The following is a 15,820-nucleotide window of genomic DNA, read 5'->3' as shown; positions in this document are numbered from 1 at the left end:
GCCGACTCGTCGACTCGAGCTCGATGACGGTGCGCTTCTCGCCCTCACGGGTCTCGTAGGAGCGCTGCCGCAGACGGCCCTGCACGATCACGCGCATGCCGCGCTGCAGGGACTCGGCGACGTTCTCCGCGGCCTGCCGCCACACCGAGCAGGAGAGGAACAGCGCGTCGCCGTCCTTCCACTCGTTGGTCTGGCGGTCGAAGGTGCGCGGCGTCGACGCGATCCGGAAGTTCGCCACGGCCGCACCCGACGGGGTGAAGCGCAGCTCCGGGTCGTCGACGAGGTTGCCGACCACCGTGATGACGGTCTCGCCTGCCATGAAGGGCTCCCTAAGCGTTGGTTCTGATCGGAGTCAGTCCGGGTCGGACGACCACGTGCTGCCCATCGTTGCGGCAAGCGCCGACAGGCGGAAGTGGTCGTCCACAGTCAATGCGCCGTCAGTGGGCGGCGGGGCGCATGACCTTCGTGCGGAGGACGGACTCGTTGAGGCTCATCTGACGGTCGAACTCCTTGACCGTCGCCGGCTCGGCGTTCAGCGTGATGACGGCGTAGATGCCCTCGGCGTTCTTCTTGACCTCGTAGGCCAGGCGACGCCGGCCCCACACGTCGACGGACTCGATGGTGCCGCCATCCTTGCGGATGACGTTGAGGTACTTGTCGAGCGCGGGCTCGATGGTCCGCTCTTCGAGGCTGGGGTCGAGGATGACCATCACTTCGTAGGCACGCACAGCGGTCTCCACCTCCTCTGGACTAAGGCGGCCACGGACTCTCCGTGGCAGGAGGGCTTTGCGTTGGTACCCGCGGCGCGCCCGTCGGTGGGCCGACGCGGAGAACGCCCAAGGCTAACAGTGGCGCGACCGTCCCCAGAAATCCCGTCGCCCGCGTGAATCCGCAGGTCACCGGGTAGGTCTCCGCCCGATGTCCCCACCGAGGCGCCAGCGTACGCCGAGCACCGTGCTCGCCGGCCGGTACGAGCTGATCGACCGGATCGGCACCGGCGGCATGGGCACGGTCTGGCGGGCCCGCGACGCCCGGACCGGCGGGCTCGTGGCGGCCAAGCTGCTCGGGCCCCATGACAGCGGCACGCTGCTGCGCTTCGTCCGCGAGCAGGGGCTGCGGATCCGGCATCCGCACGTGCTCACGCCGAGCGGCTGGGCGGCCGACGACCACCGGGTCGTGCTCGGCATGGACCTGGTGCGCGGCGGCACGGTCGCCGAGCTGCTCGCCGAGACCGGCCCGCTGCCCCCGTCGTACGCCGCGCTGCTCCTCGACCAGCTCCTCCAGGCGCTGGCCGTCGTGCACGACGCCGGCGTCGTGCACCGCGACGTGAAGCCGGCCAACCTGCTGCTCGATCCGACCGGCGACGGCCCGCCGTTCCTGCGCCTCGGCGACTTCGGCGTGGCGGTGCCACTCCACGACGTGCGGCTCACCCACGGCCCGGCGGTGGTCGGCACCGACGGCTACCTCGCGCCGGAGCAGCGGGACCGCTCGGTCCCCGATCCGGCCCAGGACGTGTACGCCGCCGGCGTGGTCGCCACCCAGCTGCTGACCGGCCGACCGCCCCGCCCGGGCCGTCCGCTGCTCGTGCCCGAGGGACCACTGCGGCCGCTGGTCGGCGCGCTGCTCGACCCCGACCCGACCCTGCGGCCGACCGCCGCGGCCGCGCTCGGGCGGCTGCGGCGCATCGACGTGCCGCGCGACGGCCCGTGGCCCGTCGTACCGGACCGGCTTCCGCCACCTCCCCCCGCGGCCGAGTGGGCGGCGACGGTGGCGATCGGGTGCTTCGTCGCGGCCATCGCGCTCTGCGGCGCGGCGCTCGCGATGCTCCTCCTAGGGTGAGGAACGTGGAAGCCGCCGACCTCGCCGCCGCCCGCACCCGGGTCGCCGCTCACGTCCCACCGACGCCGACCCGCCGGTGGCCGCTGCTGGAGCGCGCGACCGGCACCGAGACCTGGGTCAAGCACGAGAACCACAACCCCACCGGAGCCTTCAAGGTGCGCGGCGGGCTCAACTTCGCCGCTCGCCTGGTCGACGCCGGCGGCACGCGCGGCCTGATCTCGGCCAGTCGGGGCAACCACAGCCAGAGCCTGGCCTTCGCCGGTGCGACGTACGGCGTGCCGGTGACGATCGTGGTGCCCGAGGGCAACTCGCCCGACAAGAACGCCGCCACCGCGGCGTACGGCGCCGAGCTCGTCGTCCACGGCCGCGACTTCCAGGAGTCGCTCGAGCACGCGATGGGGCTTGCCGAGGAGCGCGGCCTGACGCCGGTGCCGCCGTTCCATCCGTGGCTGGTCGAGGGCGTCGCGACGTACGCCGCGGAGCTGCACGAGCAGGTGCCCCGGCTCGACGTCGTCTACGTGCCGGTCGGGATGGGCAGCGGGATCTGCGCGAACATCGCCGTGCGCGACCTCGTCGGCGCCGGCACCGAGGTCGTCGGCGTCGTGGCCGATCGGGCCCCGGCGTACGCCCTCTCCTTCGCGGCGGGCGAGCCGGTGTCGACGCCGGCGGCCGACACGCTCGTCGACGGCGTGGCCTGCCGGACGCCCGACCCGGAGGCGGTACGCCGGATCGTCGCCGGCGCCGCCCGGATCGTGCGGGTGAGCGAGGAGCAGGCGCGGGAGGCGATGGCGCTGGCCTACCGAGCGACGCACAACCTCGCCGAGCCGGCCGGGTCTCTGGCCCTCGCAGGGCTGCTCGCCGAGCGCGATCTCGTCGCCGGGCGCAGGGTCGCGGTGGTGCAGACCGGCGGCAACGCGGACTTCGAGGTGCTGGCGGGGGCGCTGTCCGCGGCGCCGCCTACTGTGACCCCATGAACGCGATCGCCATCGGAGCGCACGTCGACCAGGCCGACCCGATCGCCGAGGCGCAGGCCCGGCAGATGCCGCACGTGCAGTTCTTCCTGGGCGACCCGCAGGGCTACAAAGGGCCGGAGTTCGCGTACTCCGGGGGCGCGGAGGCGCTGCGGGCCGACGCCGAGGCCGCTGGGGTCGGCCTCTACGTGCACGCGCCGTACATCGTCAACGTCGCCACCACCAACAACCGGATCCGGATCCCCAGCCGCAAGCTGCTCCAGCAGCACGTCGACGCCGCGGCGTCGATCGGGGCGCGCGGCCTGATCGTGCACGGCGGGCACGTCAACAAGGCCGACGACCCCGCGAAGGGGTTCGACAACTGGCGCAAGGCGATCGAGGCGGTCGACCTCAAGCTGCCGCTGCTGATCGAGAACACCGCCGGCGGCGACAACGCCATGACCCGCTATCTCGAGCGCATCGAGCGGGTGTGGGACGCGATCTCGGCGACCGAGCAGTTCGACCTGGTCGGCTTCTGCCTCGACACCTGCCACGCCCACGCCGGCGGCAACGCGCTGGAGACCGTCGTCGACGACGTACGCCGGATCACCGGGCGGATCGACCTCGTGCACTGCAACGACAGCCGCGACGAGTTCGACTCCGGTGCCGACCGGCACGCCAACCTCGGCGCCGGCAAGGTCGACCCCGACCTGCTGGCCGCCGTCGTTCGCGACGCCGGCGCCCCGGTCATCCTCGAGACGCCGGGTGGCGCCGCCGAGCACACCGCCGACGCCGGCTGGCTGTCCGAGCGGCTGTAGACCGGGCGAAGCCCGGGCTGCAGCCTCAGCGAGGAGGTTGAGGAGGCCCGACCGTCTCGAAACCTGAGCGTCTGCAGGCCGTTGCTGCGGTCGTGCCGGCGCTGTGCGGTGGCGGGCGCTTCATCAAGGGATGAAGGCCGAGCAACGGGCGGTTCGACATCATCCCTTGATGGAGCGACGCTTCCCATGGCGAACTCAGCCTGGGAGGCGAGGCTCCACCCTCATCCCTTGATGGAGCGACGCTTCCGAGGCGGAGTTTCACCCACCACCCTTGATGAGACCGCGCCGGCCGGACGCTCCCCCGCGGCGTCCGACCGGCGCGGACGACTCAGCTGACCCGGATCACCAGGTCGCGGACCTCACCGGGGCCCGACCGGTCGACCCGCTGGCGCACCAGGCGCAGCGGCTGCTCCTGGCCGGAACCGGAGTCGGCGTCGAAGACGAGGAACAGGAACCCGTGGGGCCCCTCCTCGAGGGGCAGCAGGTGGCCGGGCCGGTCGAGGACCTGCCACCGGCTCAGGCCGAGGCCGCGGCGGCGGAACCTCACCGCCAGCCGGGAGCCGGCCGGCACCGTCAGTCGCTGGCCGGGCTGGGGGTCGTGGACGATGTGGACGGTCCTGCCCCGCGCGATGGTGCCGGGTGTGGCCATGAGCGTCATGACGGGGTGCTCCTCCGCAGGTCGATCGGTCTCCCTGACGTCGGTTGAGGAGCGAAGCCCCGGACCCTAGATACCTCGTCGAGTCACCCGAAGCAGACCAGCGGCACCGGCGGGCTGGCGGCGGACACCGCCGGCACGGCGTCGGCCAGCGCGGCCGCGGGGTCCAGCCCGGCGGACAGACGCTGATGGACGGCGACGAGCACGTCGTACGCCGCCTGGTCGTTGATCGCCGCCGGCGACGCGATGACGCAGCGGGCGCCCGCGTGCAGCCACGCGGTGGTCATGCCGATCAGCTCCTCGCCCGAGCGCACCGTCGAGCGACCGACCTCGCAGGCGGAGAGCAGCACGACGTCCGGCACCTGCCGGAGCCGGTCGATGTCGTAGCCGAACCACGGCCCGTCGACGAGCTGTACACCGGCGAACATGGCGTTCTCCGCGCTGTGCCGGCCGTGGGCGGCGACATGCAGGACGTCGACGGTGTCGGCCATCGTCGACACCGCGCTCGCCGTCGCATCGGATCCGACCAGCACCCTGGACCGATCCCACTCCTTGGCCGCGGCGGTCACCTCGTCCTCGGCGCGGGCAACCCGCGGGCCGGCGACGAAGCCGGCGCTCCCGGTGCGCAGCGGCGTCGCCCGACGCGCGAGCCAGGCGGTCGCCGACTGAGCGACGGTCAGCGGACGGCCGACGAAGCCCGCCAGCAACGTCCACGGCACTCCGGCCAGCACCCCCGACGGGGTCAGCACGACCCGGCGGTCGCCCACCGCCTCGAGCACGGGCGCGACGAGCAGCCCCGCAAGCGTGTCGAGCCGCTGCGCCAACTCGGCCCGCACGAAGGCACCCATCGCGTCGGGCAGGTCCGAGGCCGCCATGTCGAGGTCGGGCAGCAGCCCGCCGAGCAGGTGGTCGAGCTCGTCGCGGTGGCCGAGGTCGGTCCAGGTCGGTCCGTCGGTGGTCACGCCGAGCGCGACGACGGCGTCCGCGGTGACGACGTACGCGACCAGGGCGGTGTCGTCGTCGAGCGCCGCCGTCAGCTCGGCGAGCGTCACCGGGTCGGCGACCTCGCCCGAGCCGCGGCTCTGCCAGGCGCGCTCGCGCACCCGCTGGCGCAGCTCGGCCTCGCGAGCCGGGTCGCGGCGCACCCGCTCGGCGGCCATCTCGCGCAGCTCGGTGAGGTCGGCGGCGATCTGCTCGTCCTCGGGCGGGCGCACCGGCTGCACCCGGCTGGCCAGCATCCGCGCCCGCTCCGACCACTCGAAGAGCACCTCGGGTCGCCGCGACTCCACGGCGAGCGCGAGGCCGCGCACCCCGAGTCGGGTGCCGTGCCCGGCCACCCCGGTCTGGAGGTCGAGCGAGCCGAAGGAGCTCTGCCAGGAGTGCAGGTCGGACAGTCCGGCGCGCAGGTGCTTGAGGGCGTCGGTACGGCGGCCCATCGCCGCCGCCAGCTCGGCGCGTACGTCGCGGTCGCGCAGCCGGACCGTGATCGGCGCCTGACGGGTGCCACCCACCCTGCGCAGGTGGACCCGGGCCAGGTCGGGGTCGCCGCGCCGGATCCGCACGCGCGCCACGTCGATGCGGGCGAGCGCCGCCTCCCACCGCAGGCCCTGGCCCGCCAGCTCGTCGGCCAGGAGCGCACCCCGTTGGGCGAGCCCGAGCCCGCGGCCGCCGGCCTCGACCTCGGCGCCGAGGAGGATGGCGTCGGCACGCACCTCCCAGGCACGGGCGCCGGTACGTCGGAATCGCCGCAGCGCGTCACGGGCAGCGATGCGTGCCCGATCCGGATCCCGCAGCACCAGACTGCGGGCCAGGGCGAGCTCGGCCTCTCCTCGTCGCTGGTAGAGACGGCGTCGGCCGTAGGCCTCGACCGCTGCCGCCAGAGCCGCTGCGCCTTCGTCGTGCTGACCGGCCGCCATCAGCACCTCGGCTCGGTCCTGCTCAACCATTGCCGTCATGACCGGTCCCTCGGCGGCGACGGTTGGATAGGCATGTCCGAGGTCACGCAGCGCAGCGACCAGATCGCCTGCGAGGAACCGCGCGTATCCGAGATTGTGCAGCGCCTTCGCGGCACCGTACTCGTCGCCAGCTTCGCGGTACGCCGTGAACGAGTGCTGGAAGTCAGATCTCGCCGACGGGAGATCCCACCGCTGGAGATGAACATTTCCGCGGTTGAGATGGACCCGGGCCGTGACGCTTGGTGAGTCAAGAGTCGCAAGCGCCTGATCGAACTCGACCATCGCTGCTGAAGTCTCACCCCGGAGCATGTGCAGGAGACCGAGCTGAGAGTGGAGCGTGCCACGAGTACTGTCGGCGACCGCGTCGTTCTGCAAGATCTCTCGACACAGCAGCATCGCTGCGTCATGCTCGCCAGTCTCCGACAGCACGTAGGCCAAGCTGGTCGCAATGCGCGCGTCGAGATCAGGAGTCAACTCACCCTGGCGACCTGCTGCCACTCGGGCCTTCTCAAGAAGACGCCGAGCCTCCCGGTGACGTCCTCGGTAGGCGGCGTGGACGCCCCGGGAGTGCAGCTCCTGGGGTGAAGTCACCGCCTCATGATGGCGCCAGTCCAGTGCAAGCGGAAACAGCGGTCCACACGGTGGCGACCGCGTCGGCTGGGCCGACGGGGTCGTCGACGCCTTCCAGTCGATCAACGAGCGCAGCGGCGACGTCGCCAGCCAGAATCGGTGCGCTGAACGAAGTGCCGCTCCAGACCGCGAAGCCCCCTTGGAAGTCATCTGGGTCGATCGCCTCACGGACGCGCCCGAAAGCGGAGGTACGCGCCACGGGCTCATAACCACCCCGGAAGGCCGGCATGGTGCTCACCACCGCTGCGCCGGCCACGTAGGTCTGCACCCAGGGACCCGCGTTGCTGAAGAGGGCGTCGGTGCGGTTGGGGTTGAGCGCACCGACCGAGACGATCGGGGCGAGCGTCCGATCGAAGGGGATCGGCCCGCTGTCGTCGGACCAGCGGCAGAAGGCGGCCGGGAACGACGGTCGGCTGGTGGCGTCGTTGCCGGCCGAGCAGACCACGACCACGCCGTTGCGCCCGAGCTCCTCGAGGATCGCGTACATGGTCGGGTCGAACAGCTCGTCTTCGGGCGTCTCGTGGTAGTAGCCCATCGACAGGCTGAGCACGTCGATCGGGTGTCCGCCCTCTTCGCCAGCGCGATGGCGCCGGGCGAGCTCGGCGATCTGGGCGAGCGTCGCCACCAGGTCGGACTCGACGATCGGTCCGTCGGACGGCATCACCCGCCACGCCACGATGTCGGCGTCGGGGCAGCGCTGCCGGATCAGGCCGGAGATGAAGGTGCCGTGCCCGGAGATCGGATCGATCGACCCGTCGAGCGGACCGGACTGGTCCCCGTCGTCCTCGGGCGAGACCGAGGTCCCGTCGGAGTAGCCGATCGGCACCCCATCCAGGGTGACATCCTTCTTAACGATGCCGTCGAGCCAGGGGTGACTCCCGCAGCCGGTGTCTAGGATCGCGACCACCGGCCGGCGACCGGACATCGTGCTATCCGGCCGGCGACCGGGCGCCGCGCCGACGTAGGCGACGGGCTGACGTCCCCCTGATCCAGCCTCGAAGTACGAAGCGATCGCCCGTGAGCTGCGGGCATCGGAAGCCGGATGGCCGTCATGCAACGGATGACCATCGTGAAGCGGGTGACCGTCATGCAACGGATGACCATCGTGAAGCGGACTCGCCTCGATGGCCGGCACCACCAGGTGGTCCAGGCTCACGCCCTTGACCGCGTCGACGCCGAACTGCGCGCGGGTCTGCTGCAGGAGCGTCCACGCGTCGGGGGCGATGGTGGCGCGGTTGGAGGCGACGATCAGGCGCAGCGGCAGGTAGCCGAAGCGGAGGTTCACCGTCCGTCGGTCCTCCTCCTCGGCGACCACGTCCCAGCCCAGCGGCTCGGCCACCGCACGCAGCACAGCGATCGCGCCGTCGACGTCGACCGCCTTCGACACGAGCAGGCGCGACCCGACGTACACCGTCGGCCGGGGCACGACACCGTCGACGACCAGTGCGGTGGCGGGGTCGAGTAGTCGGCCCTGGACGGCGGCGATGGTGGCCGACGCCGGCGGGCGCGGGTCGCGGTCGAGGGGCCGGCGGCCGGGACGCCCGGGGCGCTGGCTCTTGTCGCGCGTCTTGTCGCGGTCCTTCTCAGTGTCGTTCTGGGGGTCGTTCTGGGAGTCGTTCTCGGGCTTGTCCACGGTTCCTCAGATCTCGAAGGTGGGAGTGGCGAAGGCCGGGCGGGCGGTGTCGTGCGGCTCCAGTTGGAGCCGCATCAGCCCGACGGGCAGACCGGTCAGCGAGAACCGACCCGAGTCGGTGGTCACGGCTTCGTGTGCGGCCGGGGTCTCGCCCGGCAGTGCGCGGATGGTCATCGGCTCCGCCGGCACGATCCAGCCGTCGACGCGGGAGCGTCCGTTGTCGACGGCGATGCGCAGGAGGAGGTCGGTGTCGCCGTGCACGAAGCGGAGCGTGTACGACGTGGAGCCGCGTGCCCCGGCCAGCTCGGTGGACCGCTCGACGAGCTCCATGAGCTCCAGGTCGAGGTCGGTGGCGGCGAGCGCGGCCGCGGCCTGCATGGTCGCGACGAGGTGGTCGGGCACCGGGTCGTGGCGCTCCCACACGTCGCGGACGATCTCCAGGAGGGCCTCTCGGCTCAGCTCGGTCATGCGGGGTCCTCGCGGAATCGTGGGGTGGAGGAGCGAAGCTTCGGGGACCCCGCGGGCTGGTGGCGGAGGAGCGGAGCGGGGGAGCCGCAAGGCCGTGGGGTGAAGCGTTGCGGGGGAAGCCCGCGATTGCGTGGGGTGCTCATGCTCAGATCCCTCCTGCTTCGATCAGTGCGACCCGCAGCTTCGCCAGGCACCGGCCGCGGGTGGGGCCGATGCTGCCGACCGGCATCCCGAGCTCGGTCGCGAGCTCGCGGTAGTCGGGCCGGTTCTCGAACGCGACCACGCGCAGCAGCCGCCGGCAGCGCTCCGGCAGCCCGTCGACGGCGGCCCAGAGCCGGTCGCCCTCGTCGCGCTGGACGACGCTGTCCTCCGCCGAGCGCTGCTGCGGCAGCGCGTGGGCGAGTTCGTCGTCCTCGACCGGCGTCGGAGTGGACTTGCCACCGGCGGTCCGCCACGCCTCGCGGCGCGCGGTCGTCGTCAGCCAGCCGCCGACGGCCACCGGGTCGAGGATGGCGGAGCGGCGGCGTACCAGCGCGAGCCAGGTGTTCTGGATGACGTCCTCGGCGGCGCTGTCGCTGAGCCGGTAGGCGCGCACGACGTGCCAGAGGACCGGGGTCATCACGGCGACCAGGTCGTCCAGACCGGCGGGGTCACCGGCGATCCACCGGTTGAAGCCGTCGGTCGCCTGAGCCCACACCGCCTGGGGGCGCGGATCGTCTCCGGCCGGGCCGTCGCCCGCCCGGGTGTGCCCGGTCCTGCTCATGGGACGTCTCGCTCCCCAATGCGTCTCAGTCAGGATCACGCCCCTGAGGAGGGGCCTGACGCGGTCCTGATACCTCCGGTGCAGAAGATATTCGGATATTCGCCATACCGCAGTCGTCCGCTTCAGGTGACCCGGTGCAGGCGTCGGCCGCCACCCGTCGTCCGATAGCCTCGAATGGTGTCCAGCGCCGCCCTCACCGTCCGCGAGATCCCGGCCGCCGACCACCTCGAGCTGATCCGGAGCCGGCACTCCGCGAGCTTCCTGCAGACCCCGGCCTGGGGCCGCGTGAAGTCGGAGTGGCGGCACGAGTCGCTGGGCTGGTTCCGCGGCTCCGAGCTGGTCGGTGCCGCCCTCGTGCTCTACCGCCAGCTGCCGAAGGTCAAGCGCTACCTGGCCTACCTTCCGGAGGGCCCGGTCATCGACTGGGACGACGACGACCTCGCCGGCTGGCTGCGCCCGATGGCGGCGTACCTGAAGAGCCGCGGCGCGTTCGGCGTGCGGATGGGGCCGCCCGTGGTCACCCGGCGCTGGGACGCCGCGACGGTCAAGGCCGGCATCGCCGACGACGACGTACGCCGCCTCGGCGACCTCGCGCCCACCGAGCGCAGCCACGGCGGGGCGCGCGTCACCGCGCAACTGCGCGACTACGGGTGGCGGGCGCAGGCCGTCGAGGGCGGCTTCGCCGCGGGCCAGCCGCAGTACGTCTTCCAGATCCCGCTCGCCGGCCGCACCGAGGACCAGGTGCTCGCCGGCATGAACCAGCTCTGGCGGCGCAACATCAAGAAGGCCGCCAAGGAGGGCGTCGAGGTCACGTCGTACGACGGCCCGGCGATCGAGCCGGAGCTGAAGTCCTTCCACGACCTCTACGTCCACACCGCCGAGCGCGACCACTTCACGCCGCGGCCGCTGTCGTACTTCCACACCATGGTCGACGCCCTCGGCGGCGAGGAGCCGGACCGGATCCGGCTCTACCACGCCCGCCACGAGGGCACACTGGTCGCCTCGACGATCGCGATCCGGGTCGGCGCGCACGCGTGGTACTCCTACGGCGCCTCCTCGACCGAGAAGCGCGACGTGCGCGGCTCCAACGCCGTGCAGTGGCAGATGATCCGCGACGCGATCGCCGCCGGCGCCGAGGTCTACGACCTGCGCGGCATCACCGACACGCTCGCGTCCGACGACCCGCACCTCGGGCTGATCCAGTTCAAGGTCGGCACCGGCGGCGAGGCCGTCGAGTACGTCGGCGAGTGGGACCTTCCGCTGAACAAGGCGCTCTACGCGGCGTTCGACGTCTACATGCGCCGCCGGTCCGGGGCCCGCTGATGGCGCTCACGCTCACGGTCGACGGCGACCGCTGGCGCGGCCACCTGCGCGCGGTCGCGATCGCCGAGCCCGACCTGGTGCCGGTCGCGAAGGGCAACGGCTACGGCTTCACCCTCGGCCGCCTCGCCCGCCGGGCCCAGTGGCTCCAGGACCAGGGCCTTGGCGTCGACACGCTCGCGGTCGGCACCTACGAGGAGCTGCCCGAGGTCGCGAGCCGGTACGACGGCGGCCTGCTCGTCCTCACTCCGTGGCGCCCCTTCGGCGCGGCCGCCGACCCCGCCGCGGGCCTCGCGCCGGCGCTGGCCCGGCGAGTGATCCACACCGTGAGCCGGGTCGACGACCTGATCGACCTGCTCGGCCGGCAGCCCGAGGCCCGGGTCGTGCTCGAGCGCGCGACCAGCATGCTGCGCCACGGCATGACGGCCCGTGAGCTGTGGTCGACCGCGGAGGTGGTCCGGGCGAACCCGAAGGCCCGGATCGCCGGCGTCGCGCTGCACCTGCCGCTCGCCAACGGCGCGCACCTCTCGGAGGTGCACCGGCTGATGACCGAGGTCGTCGCGACCGAGCTCCCGCTCGAGACTGTCTGGGTGAGCCATCTCAGTGCCGCGGAGCTGACCGCGCTGCGCTCGTCGTACCCCGACTTCACCTTCCGTCCCCGCATCGGCACCGACCTGTGGCTCGGCGACCGCGGGGCGCTGCGGGTCACCGCCACCGTGCTCGACGTGCACGCCGTCGAGCGCGGCGACTCCTTCGGCTACCGGCTGCGCACCGCCCCGAAGGCCGGCCACGTGCTGGTCGTCAGCGGCGGCACCGCCCACGGCATCGGCCTGGAGGCGCCACTCGGCGACGCCAGCCTGCGCGGCCGGGCCGCGACGATCGCCCGGGGCGGCCTGGACGCGGCCGGCTTCGTGCGCTCGCCGTTCTCGATCGACGGCAAGCAGCGGCTCTTCGCCGAGCCGCCGCACATGCAGGCGTCGATGCTGTTCCTCCCGCACGGCGCTCGCGTGCCGGCGGTGGGCGACCAGGTCGACGTTCGGGTGCGCTACACGGCGACGTCGTTCGACCGTGTCGTCGTGGACTGAGGCCCGGACTTCTCAGGCGGAACTGTCACTTCTCAGGCGTTGCATCGGCCGAGAAGTCCCGGAATCCCCGGTGAACCGGGGAATCCGCGTCCGCCACACCGGGTCCCGCCGCGGCTGCCACAGGTCCCGCGCGACCATCGCGACCAGGTAGAGCTCGGCGGCCGTGCGCAGCAGGATCGCGGCCCAGTAGAAGCCGGAGTCGCCGCCGGCGGCCGGCGCCAGGTAGCCGCCGAGGTACCACCAGACCGCCGCGAAGTAGAGCACCTCGCCGGCCTGCCAGATCAGCAGGTCGCGCCAGCGCGGGCGGGCGAGCACGGCGAGCGGGAGCAGCCAGAGCACGTACTGCGGGGAGTAGACCTTGTTGACGAGCAGGAAGCCGGCCACGATCAGGAACCCGAGCTGCGCCAGGCGCGGGGTCGACGGCGAGGTGAGCCCGAGTGCGGCGACCCCGACGCACCAGGCGCCGAAGAAGATCCACGACGCGAGGTTGATCGTGTGCGGGTCGAAGGAGAACGGGTCCGGCACGGTGTCCATCGCCTGCTGCACGACCAGCCAGACCGAGCCGAGATCGGCGCCGCGGTCGGAGTTGAAGGTCCAGAAGACCTTCCACTCCGCCGGGCCGGTCAGCAGCGCGGGCAGGTTGGCGGCGATCCAGGCCCCGACGGCGCCGGCGAGCGTCAACCCGAAGGGGCGATAGCGGCGCTCGCGCAGGCAGATCACGAGCACGCCGCCGAGCAGGAAGAGCGGATAGAGCTTGGTGGCCGTGCCGAGCCCGATCAGCACGCCGGTCAGCAGCGCCCGATCGCGCGCCCACGCCCACAGCGCCCCGGCGACGAACACCACCGCCACCAGGTCCCAGTTGACGAGGCCGGTGAGCAGCAGGGCCGGGGAGAGCGCGAACGCCACGGCATCCCAGGGTCGGCGTGGGTTCACGCCGGCGAGCAGCCAGGTGCACAGCAGCGCAAGCACCGCGAACCCGATCGCGTTCACGATCACGAACGCTCGGATCTCGCGATGCACCTCGGGCCAGCCGGCGACCGTGGCCGTGTCCGCGGCGTACCTCGGCTCCAGGTCCGGCGATCCCGTGATCCAGTGCGTCACCCAGGCGGTGCCCCAGGCCCAGTACGAGATCCCGACGGGGTACTCCATCACCTCGAACCGGTCCCGCACCTGGTGGTCGTCGGAGTAGGGCCAGTTCAGTTCGGCGAAGCCGCGGCCGGTGTAGAGGTAGGGCAGGTCGGAATAGCACATCTGGCTGTAGCGGGACTGGCCGTCCTGCCAGGTGTTGTCGTAGCAGCCGGCCTTCTGGAACATCCCGAGCGCGAGGCAGAGCGCGGTCAGGGCGAGCAGCACCCGCACCGGCGTCCACCACGGGTGTCGCCCGGCGCGGGTCCCGATCGGTCCGCCGACGCCCTCGCTGAGCGTGGTGACGACGGCGTCGTCGGTGGTGGGGTCCACCCAGGCGCGATCCCCCACCGGCGCGGCCATCAGCCCCGCCGTACCCGATGCTCGGTGCGGTGCGCCACCTGGCGGGCCGCGGGCGGCGTCGGCGGCACGGCGACCGTCGCCGCCGGGTCGGTCGGCGTCGGCGGCACCGGCTGCTCCGGCGGGCAGCCGACCGCCGGGTCACAGGTCGTGGGCGGCGGCATCGTCGGCGGCGTGTCCGGGATGGTCGGCGTGTCGGTCGGGTCGGGGGTCTCCGTCGGCTTGTCCGGCTTCTTGGTCGGCTTGTCGGACTTGCTCGGCTTCGGCTTCTTGGTCGGCTTCGGCGGCGGCGTGTACGGCTCGTGCCCGTCGTCGGGGGCGTCGCCGTCGAGGTACGCCGGCTCCGGGAAGTACTCGACCTCGGTCCCCTCGAGGGCCCGGCCCATCACGTCGGTCCAGGTGCGCGCCGGGTAGGAGCCGCCGAAGTACTCGGGCAGCCACCCGTCGAGCTGCTCCTGGCCCTTGCCGCGCACGTACATGACGGCTGTCGCCAGCTGCGGGGTGTAGCCCACGAACCACGCCGACGCGACGTCGTCGTCGCTGTTGGTCGCCGTGCCGGTCTTGCCCGCCGCGGGGCGGCCCAGCGCTCGTGCCGCCGTACCGGTGCCGACCGAGACCACCTGCTGCATGGCGTACGACGTGTCGGCCGCGACGTCCTCGTCGACGGCCCGCTTGGTCGACTGCTTGAACTGGTACAGGACCTCGCCGCTCTTGCTCACGACCTTCTGGACGACGTGCGCCTTGGCGGCGCGGCCCCCGTTGGCGATGGTGCCGTAGGCGTTGGCCATGTTGATCGGGGCGATCGTCGCCGAGCCGAGCGCGATGCCGCTGACCGGCTCCAGGCCGGGGCTGTTGTCGAGGTTGTCGTAGCCGGCCTGGTTCTTGTTCCAGTTCGGGATGCCGAGGTCCTCGGCGGTCTGCATGATCTTCTCCGGACCGTCGGGCATCGACACCGTCAGGTCGGCGAACACCGTGTTGATCGAGTCCTCGGTGCCGCGCAGCAGGCTGACCCTCGACCCGTAGTCGGTACCGAGCCCGTCGGAGCCGTAGCCCTCGTTGCGCACCCGGGCGCCGGTGCCCTGCTCGTTGTAGTAGAAGGGCGAGTTGCCGTCGAAGGTGTCCTTGAGGGAGAAGCCCTCCTTGAGCGCGGCGGCGACCGCGAACGGCTTGAACGTCGAGCCGACCATGCCGCCGGTGACCGCCCAGTTGATCTGCGACTGCAGGTAGTCCTGGCCGCCGTAGAAGCCGCGGACGGCACCGGTGCCGGGCTCGACGCTGGCGACCGCCACGTGCAGGTTCTTCTCCGAGAACTCCGGCCCCTCGGGGCGCTGCTCGCGCGCCCCGGCGGCCGCGGCGTCCATCGCCTTCTTCGTGAACGTCGTGGTCACCCGCAGGCCGCCGCCGTCGATCTGCTCGTCGTCGAAGCCGAGGTCCTTGAGCTCGCTGCGGACCATCGAGAGCATGTGGCCCTTCTGCCCGCCGTACCTGCTCTCGGCCTGGATCTTGGGGAACTTGGGCAGCCGCCGCGCGGCCTTCTCGGCCTTCTCGGCGCTGACGTCGTCGGCGTCGGCCATCCCGCCGAGCACGTAGCGGTAGCGCTCCTTGAGCGACTCCTTGGAGGCCTTGCCGTTGGCGGGGTCGAACGACGAGGGGTTGTTCAGCACGCTCGCGAGCACGGCGCACTCGCGGAGGCTGAGGTCCTTGGCGTCCTTGGCGAAGTACGCCTCCGAGGCGGCCTGCACGCCGTACGCCCCGCGCCCGAAGTAGATCGTGTTGAGGTAGCCCTCGAGGATCTGCTCCTTGGACATCTCCCGCTGGAGCTTCAGCGAGAGGATCGCCTCCTTCAGCTTGCGCTGGTAGGAGCGCTCCTGCGTCAGGTAGAGGATCTTGACGTACTGCTGGGTGATCGTGGAGGCGCCCTGGGTGGCGTTGCCCTTCGCGTTGCTGAACGCCGCGCGCAGGATGCCCTTGGGGTCGATGCCGTTGTCGCTCCAGAACGAGCGGTTCTCGGCGGCGACCACGGCGTCCTGCAGGTTCTGCGGCATCTGGTCGAGCGGGATGGACTGCCGGTTCTGGGTGGCGTAGCTGCCGACCTCGGTCTGGCCGTCGGAGTAGTAGACGAAGGACGTCTGGGTCTCGAAGTCCTCGTTCGGGTCGGGGATGTCCGTGGTCTGGTAGGCGTAGATGAACCCGCCGACGGCGACCAGCGAGCAGACCAG

15 protein-coding genes are annotated in these 15,820 nt (G+C 72.1%); 6 read left to right on the top strand and 9 right to left on the bottom strand.

Features of this window, described 5'->3' with window-relative positions; genetic code table 11:
- Both FHU40_RS27430 and rpsF read right to left on the bottom strand, forming a co-directional pair.
- Positions 1-319, bottom strand: a 319-nt coding sequence (locus FHU40_RS27430) for a single-stranded DNA-binding protein (protein ID WP_183595670.1), incomplete at its 3' end; no start/stop codon positions are given.
- Positions 320-437: 118 nt separating this feature from the next.
- Entirely contained in the window at positions 438-728 is a 291-nt protein-coding gene (gene rpsF / locus FHU40_RS27425; RefSeq protein ID WP_183595669.1) for a 30S ribosomal protein S6, read from the bottom strand.
- A gap of 190 nt (positions 729-918) precedes the next feature.
- Here rpsF and FHU40_RS27420 point away from each other — a divergent pair, with 190 nt between their 5' ends.
- From FHU40_RS27420 to FHU40_RS27410, 3 genes are read left to right on the top strand one after another with little or no spacing between them, the layout of a single operon-like run.
- Entirely contained in the window at positions 919-1,839 is a 921-nt protein-coding gene (locus tag FHU40_RS27420; protein WP_183595668.1) for a serine/threonine-protein kinase, read from the top strand.
- Between the two features lie 5 nt (positions 1,840-1,844).
- Positions 1,845-2,813: a threonine dehydratase gene (locus FHU40_RS27415; protein ID WP_183595667.1), complete on the top strand. Its 969-nt coding sequence runs from the start codon at positions 1,845-1,847 to the stop codon at positions 2,811-2,813.
- The gene (locus FHU40_RS27410; RefSeq protein WP_183595666.1) at positions 2,810-3,607 is read left to right on the top strand and encodes a deoxyribonuclease IV; all 798 of its coding nucleotides are present in this window, start codon (positions 2,810-2,812) and stop codon (positions 3,605-3,607) included. The genes FHU40_RS27415 and FHU40_RS27410 overlap by 4 nt, the downstream gene beginning before the upstream one ends.
- 328 nt (positions 3,608-3,935) lie before the next feature.
- Here FHU40_RS27410 and FHU40_RS27405 read toward each other — a convergent pair whose 3' ends face one another.
- The gene (locus FHU40_RS27405) at positions 3,936-4,265 is read right to left on the bottom strand and encodes a hypothetical protein (protein WP_183595665.1); all 330 of its coding nucleotides are present in this window, start codon (positions 4,263-4,265) and stop codon (positions 3,936-3,938) included.
- 83 nt (positions 4,266-4,348) lie between these two features.
- Positions 4,349-6,217, bottom strand: coding sequence for a CHAT domain-containing protein (locus FHU40_RS27400; protein WP_183595664.1), 1,869 nt, complete (start codon positions 6,215-6,217; stop codon positions 4,349-4,351).
- A 33-nt stretch (positions 6,218-6,250) separates the two neighbouring features.
- On the opposite strand from FHU40_RS27400, the gene FHU40_RS27395 reads away from it, so the two are divergent.
- The gene (locus FHU40_RS27395; protein ID WP_183595663.1) at positions 6,251-6,463 is read left to right on the top strand and encodes a hypothetical protein; all 213 of its coding nucleotides are present in this window, start codon (positions 6,251-6,253) and stop codon (positions 6,461-6,463) included.
- A 349-nt stretch (positions 6,464-6,812) separates the two neighbouring features.
- Here FHU40_RS27395 and FHU40_RS29820 read toward each other — a convergent pair whose 3' ends face one another.
- The 3 genes from FHU40_RS29820 to FHU40_RS27380 form a co-directional block, all read right to left on the bottom strand.
- Positions 6,813-8,480: a S8 family serine peptidase gene (locus FHU40_RS29820; RefSeq protein ID WP_183595662.1), complete on the bottom strand. Its 1,668-nt coding sequence runs from the start codon at positions 8,478-8,480 to the stop codon at positions 6,813-6,815.
- A 6-nt stretch (positions 8,481-8,486) separates the two neighbouring features.
- Positions 8,487-8,948 carry a carboxypeptidase-like regulatory domain-containing protein gene (locus tag FHU40_RS27385; protein WP_183595661.1) on the bottom strand — a complete coding sequence of 154 codons (462 nt, stop codon included), beginning with the start codon at positions 8,946-8,948 and terminating at the stop codon, positions 8,487-8,489.
- Positions 8,949-9,093: 145 nt separating this feature from the next.
- Entirely contained in the window at positions 9,094-9,711 is a 618-nt protein-coding gene (locus FHU40_RS27380) for an RNA polymerase sigma factor (protein ID WP_183595660.1), read from the bottom strand.
- Positions 9,712-9,888: 177 nt separating this feature from the next.
- On the opposite strand from FHU40_RS27380, the gene FHU40_RS27375 reads away from it, so the two are divergent.
- Entirely contained in the window at positions 9,889-11,034 is a 1,146-nt protein-coding gene (locus FHU40_RS27375) for a lipid II:glycine glycyltransferase FemX (protein WP_343058081.1), read from the top strand.
- Positions 11,034-12,116 carry an alanine racemase gene (locus FHU40_RS27370; protein WP_183595658.1) on the top strand — a complete coding sequence of 361 codons (1,083 nt, stop codon included), beginning with the start codon at positions 11,034-11,036 and terminating at the stop codon, positions 12,114-12,116. Before FHU40_RS27375 ends, FHU40_RS27370 begins: the two co-directional genes overlap by 1 nt.
- 12 nt (positions 12,117-12,128) lie before the next feature.
- Here FHU40_RS27370 and FHU40_RS27365 read toward each other — a convergent pair whose 3' ends face one another.
- Entirely contained in the window at positions 12,129-13,604 is a 1,476-nt protein-coding gene (locus FHU40_RS27365; RefSeq protein ID WP_183595657.1) for a glycosyltransferase family 87 protein, read from the bottom strand.
- A partial coding sequence (locus FHU40_RS27360; protein ID WP_183595656.1) for a transglycosylase domain-containing protein occupies positions 13,604-15,820 on the bottom strand: 2,217 nt, incomplete at its 5' end. The genes FHU40_RS27365 and FHU40_RS27360, both read right to left, overlap by 1 nt.

The organism is Nocardioides soli (genome assembly GCF_014191495.1).
Classification (GTDB): Bacteria; Actinomycetota; Actinomycetes; order Propionibacteriales; family Nocardioidaceae; genus Nocardioides; species Nocardioides soli.
This window is presented reverse-complemented; position numbering and strand designations above follow the sequence as displayed.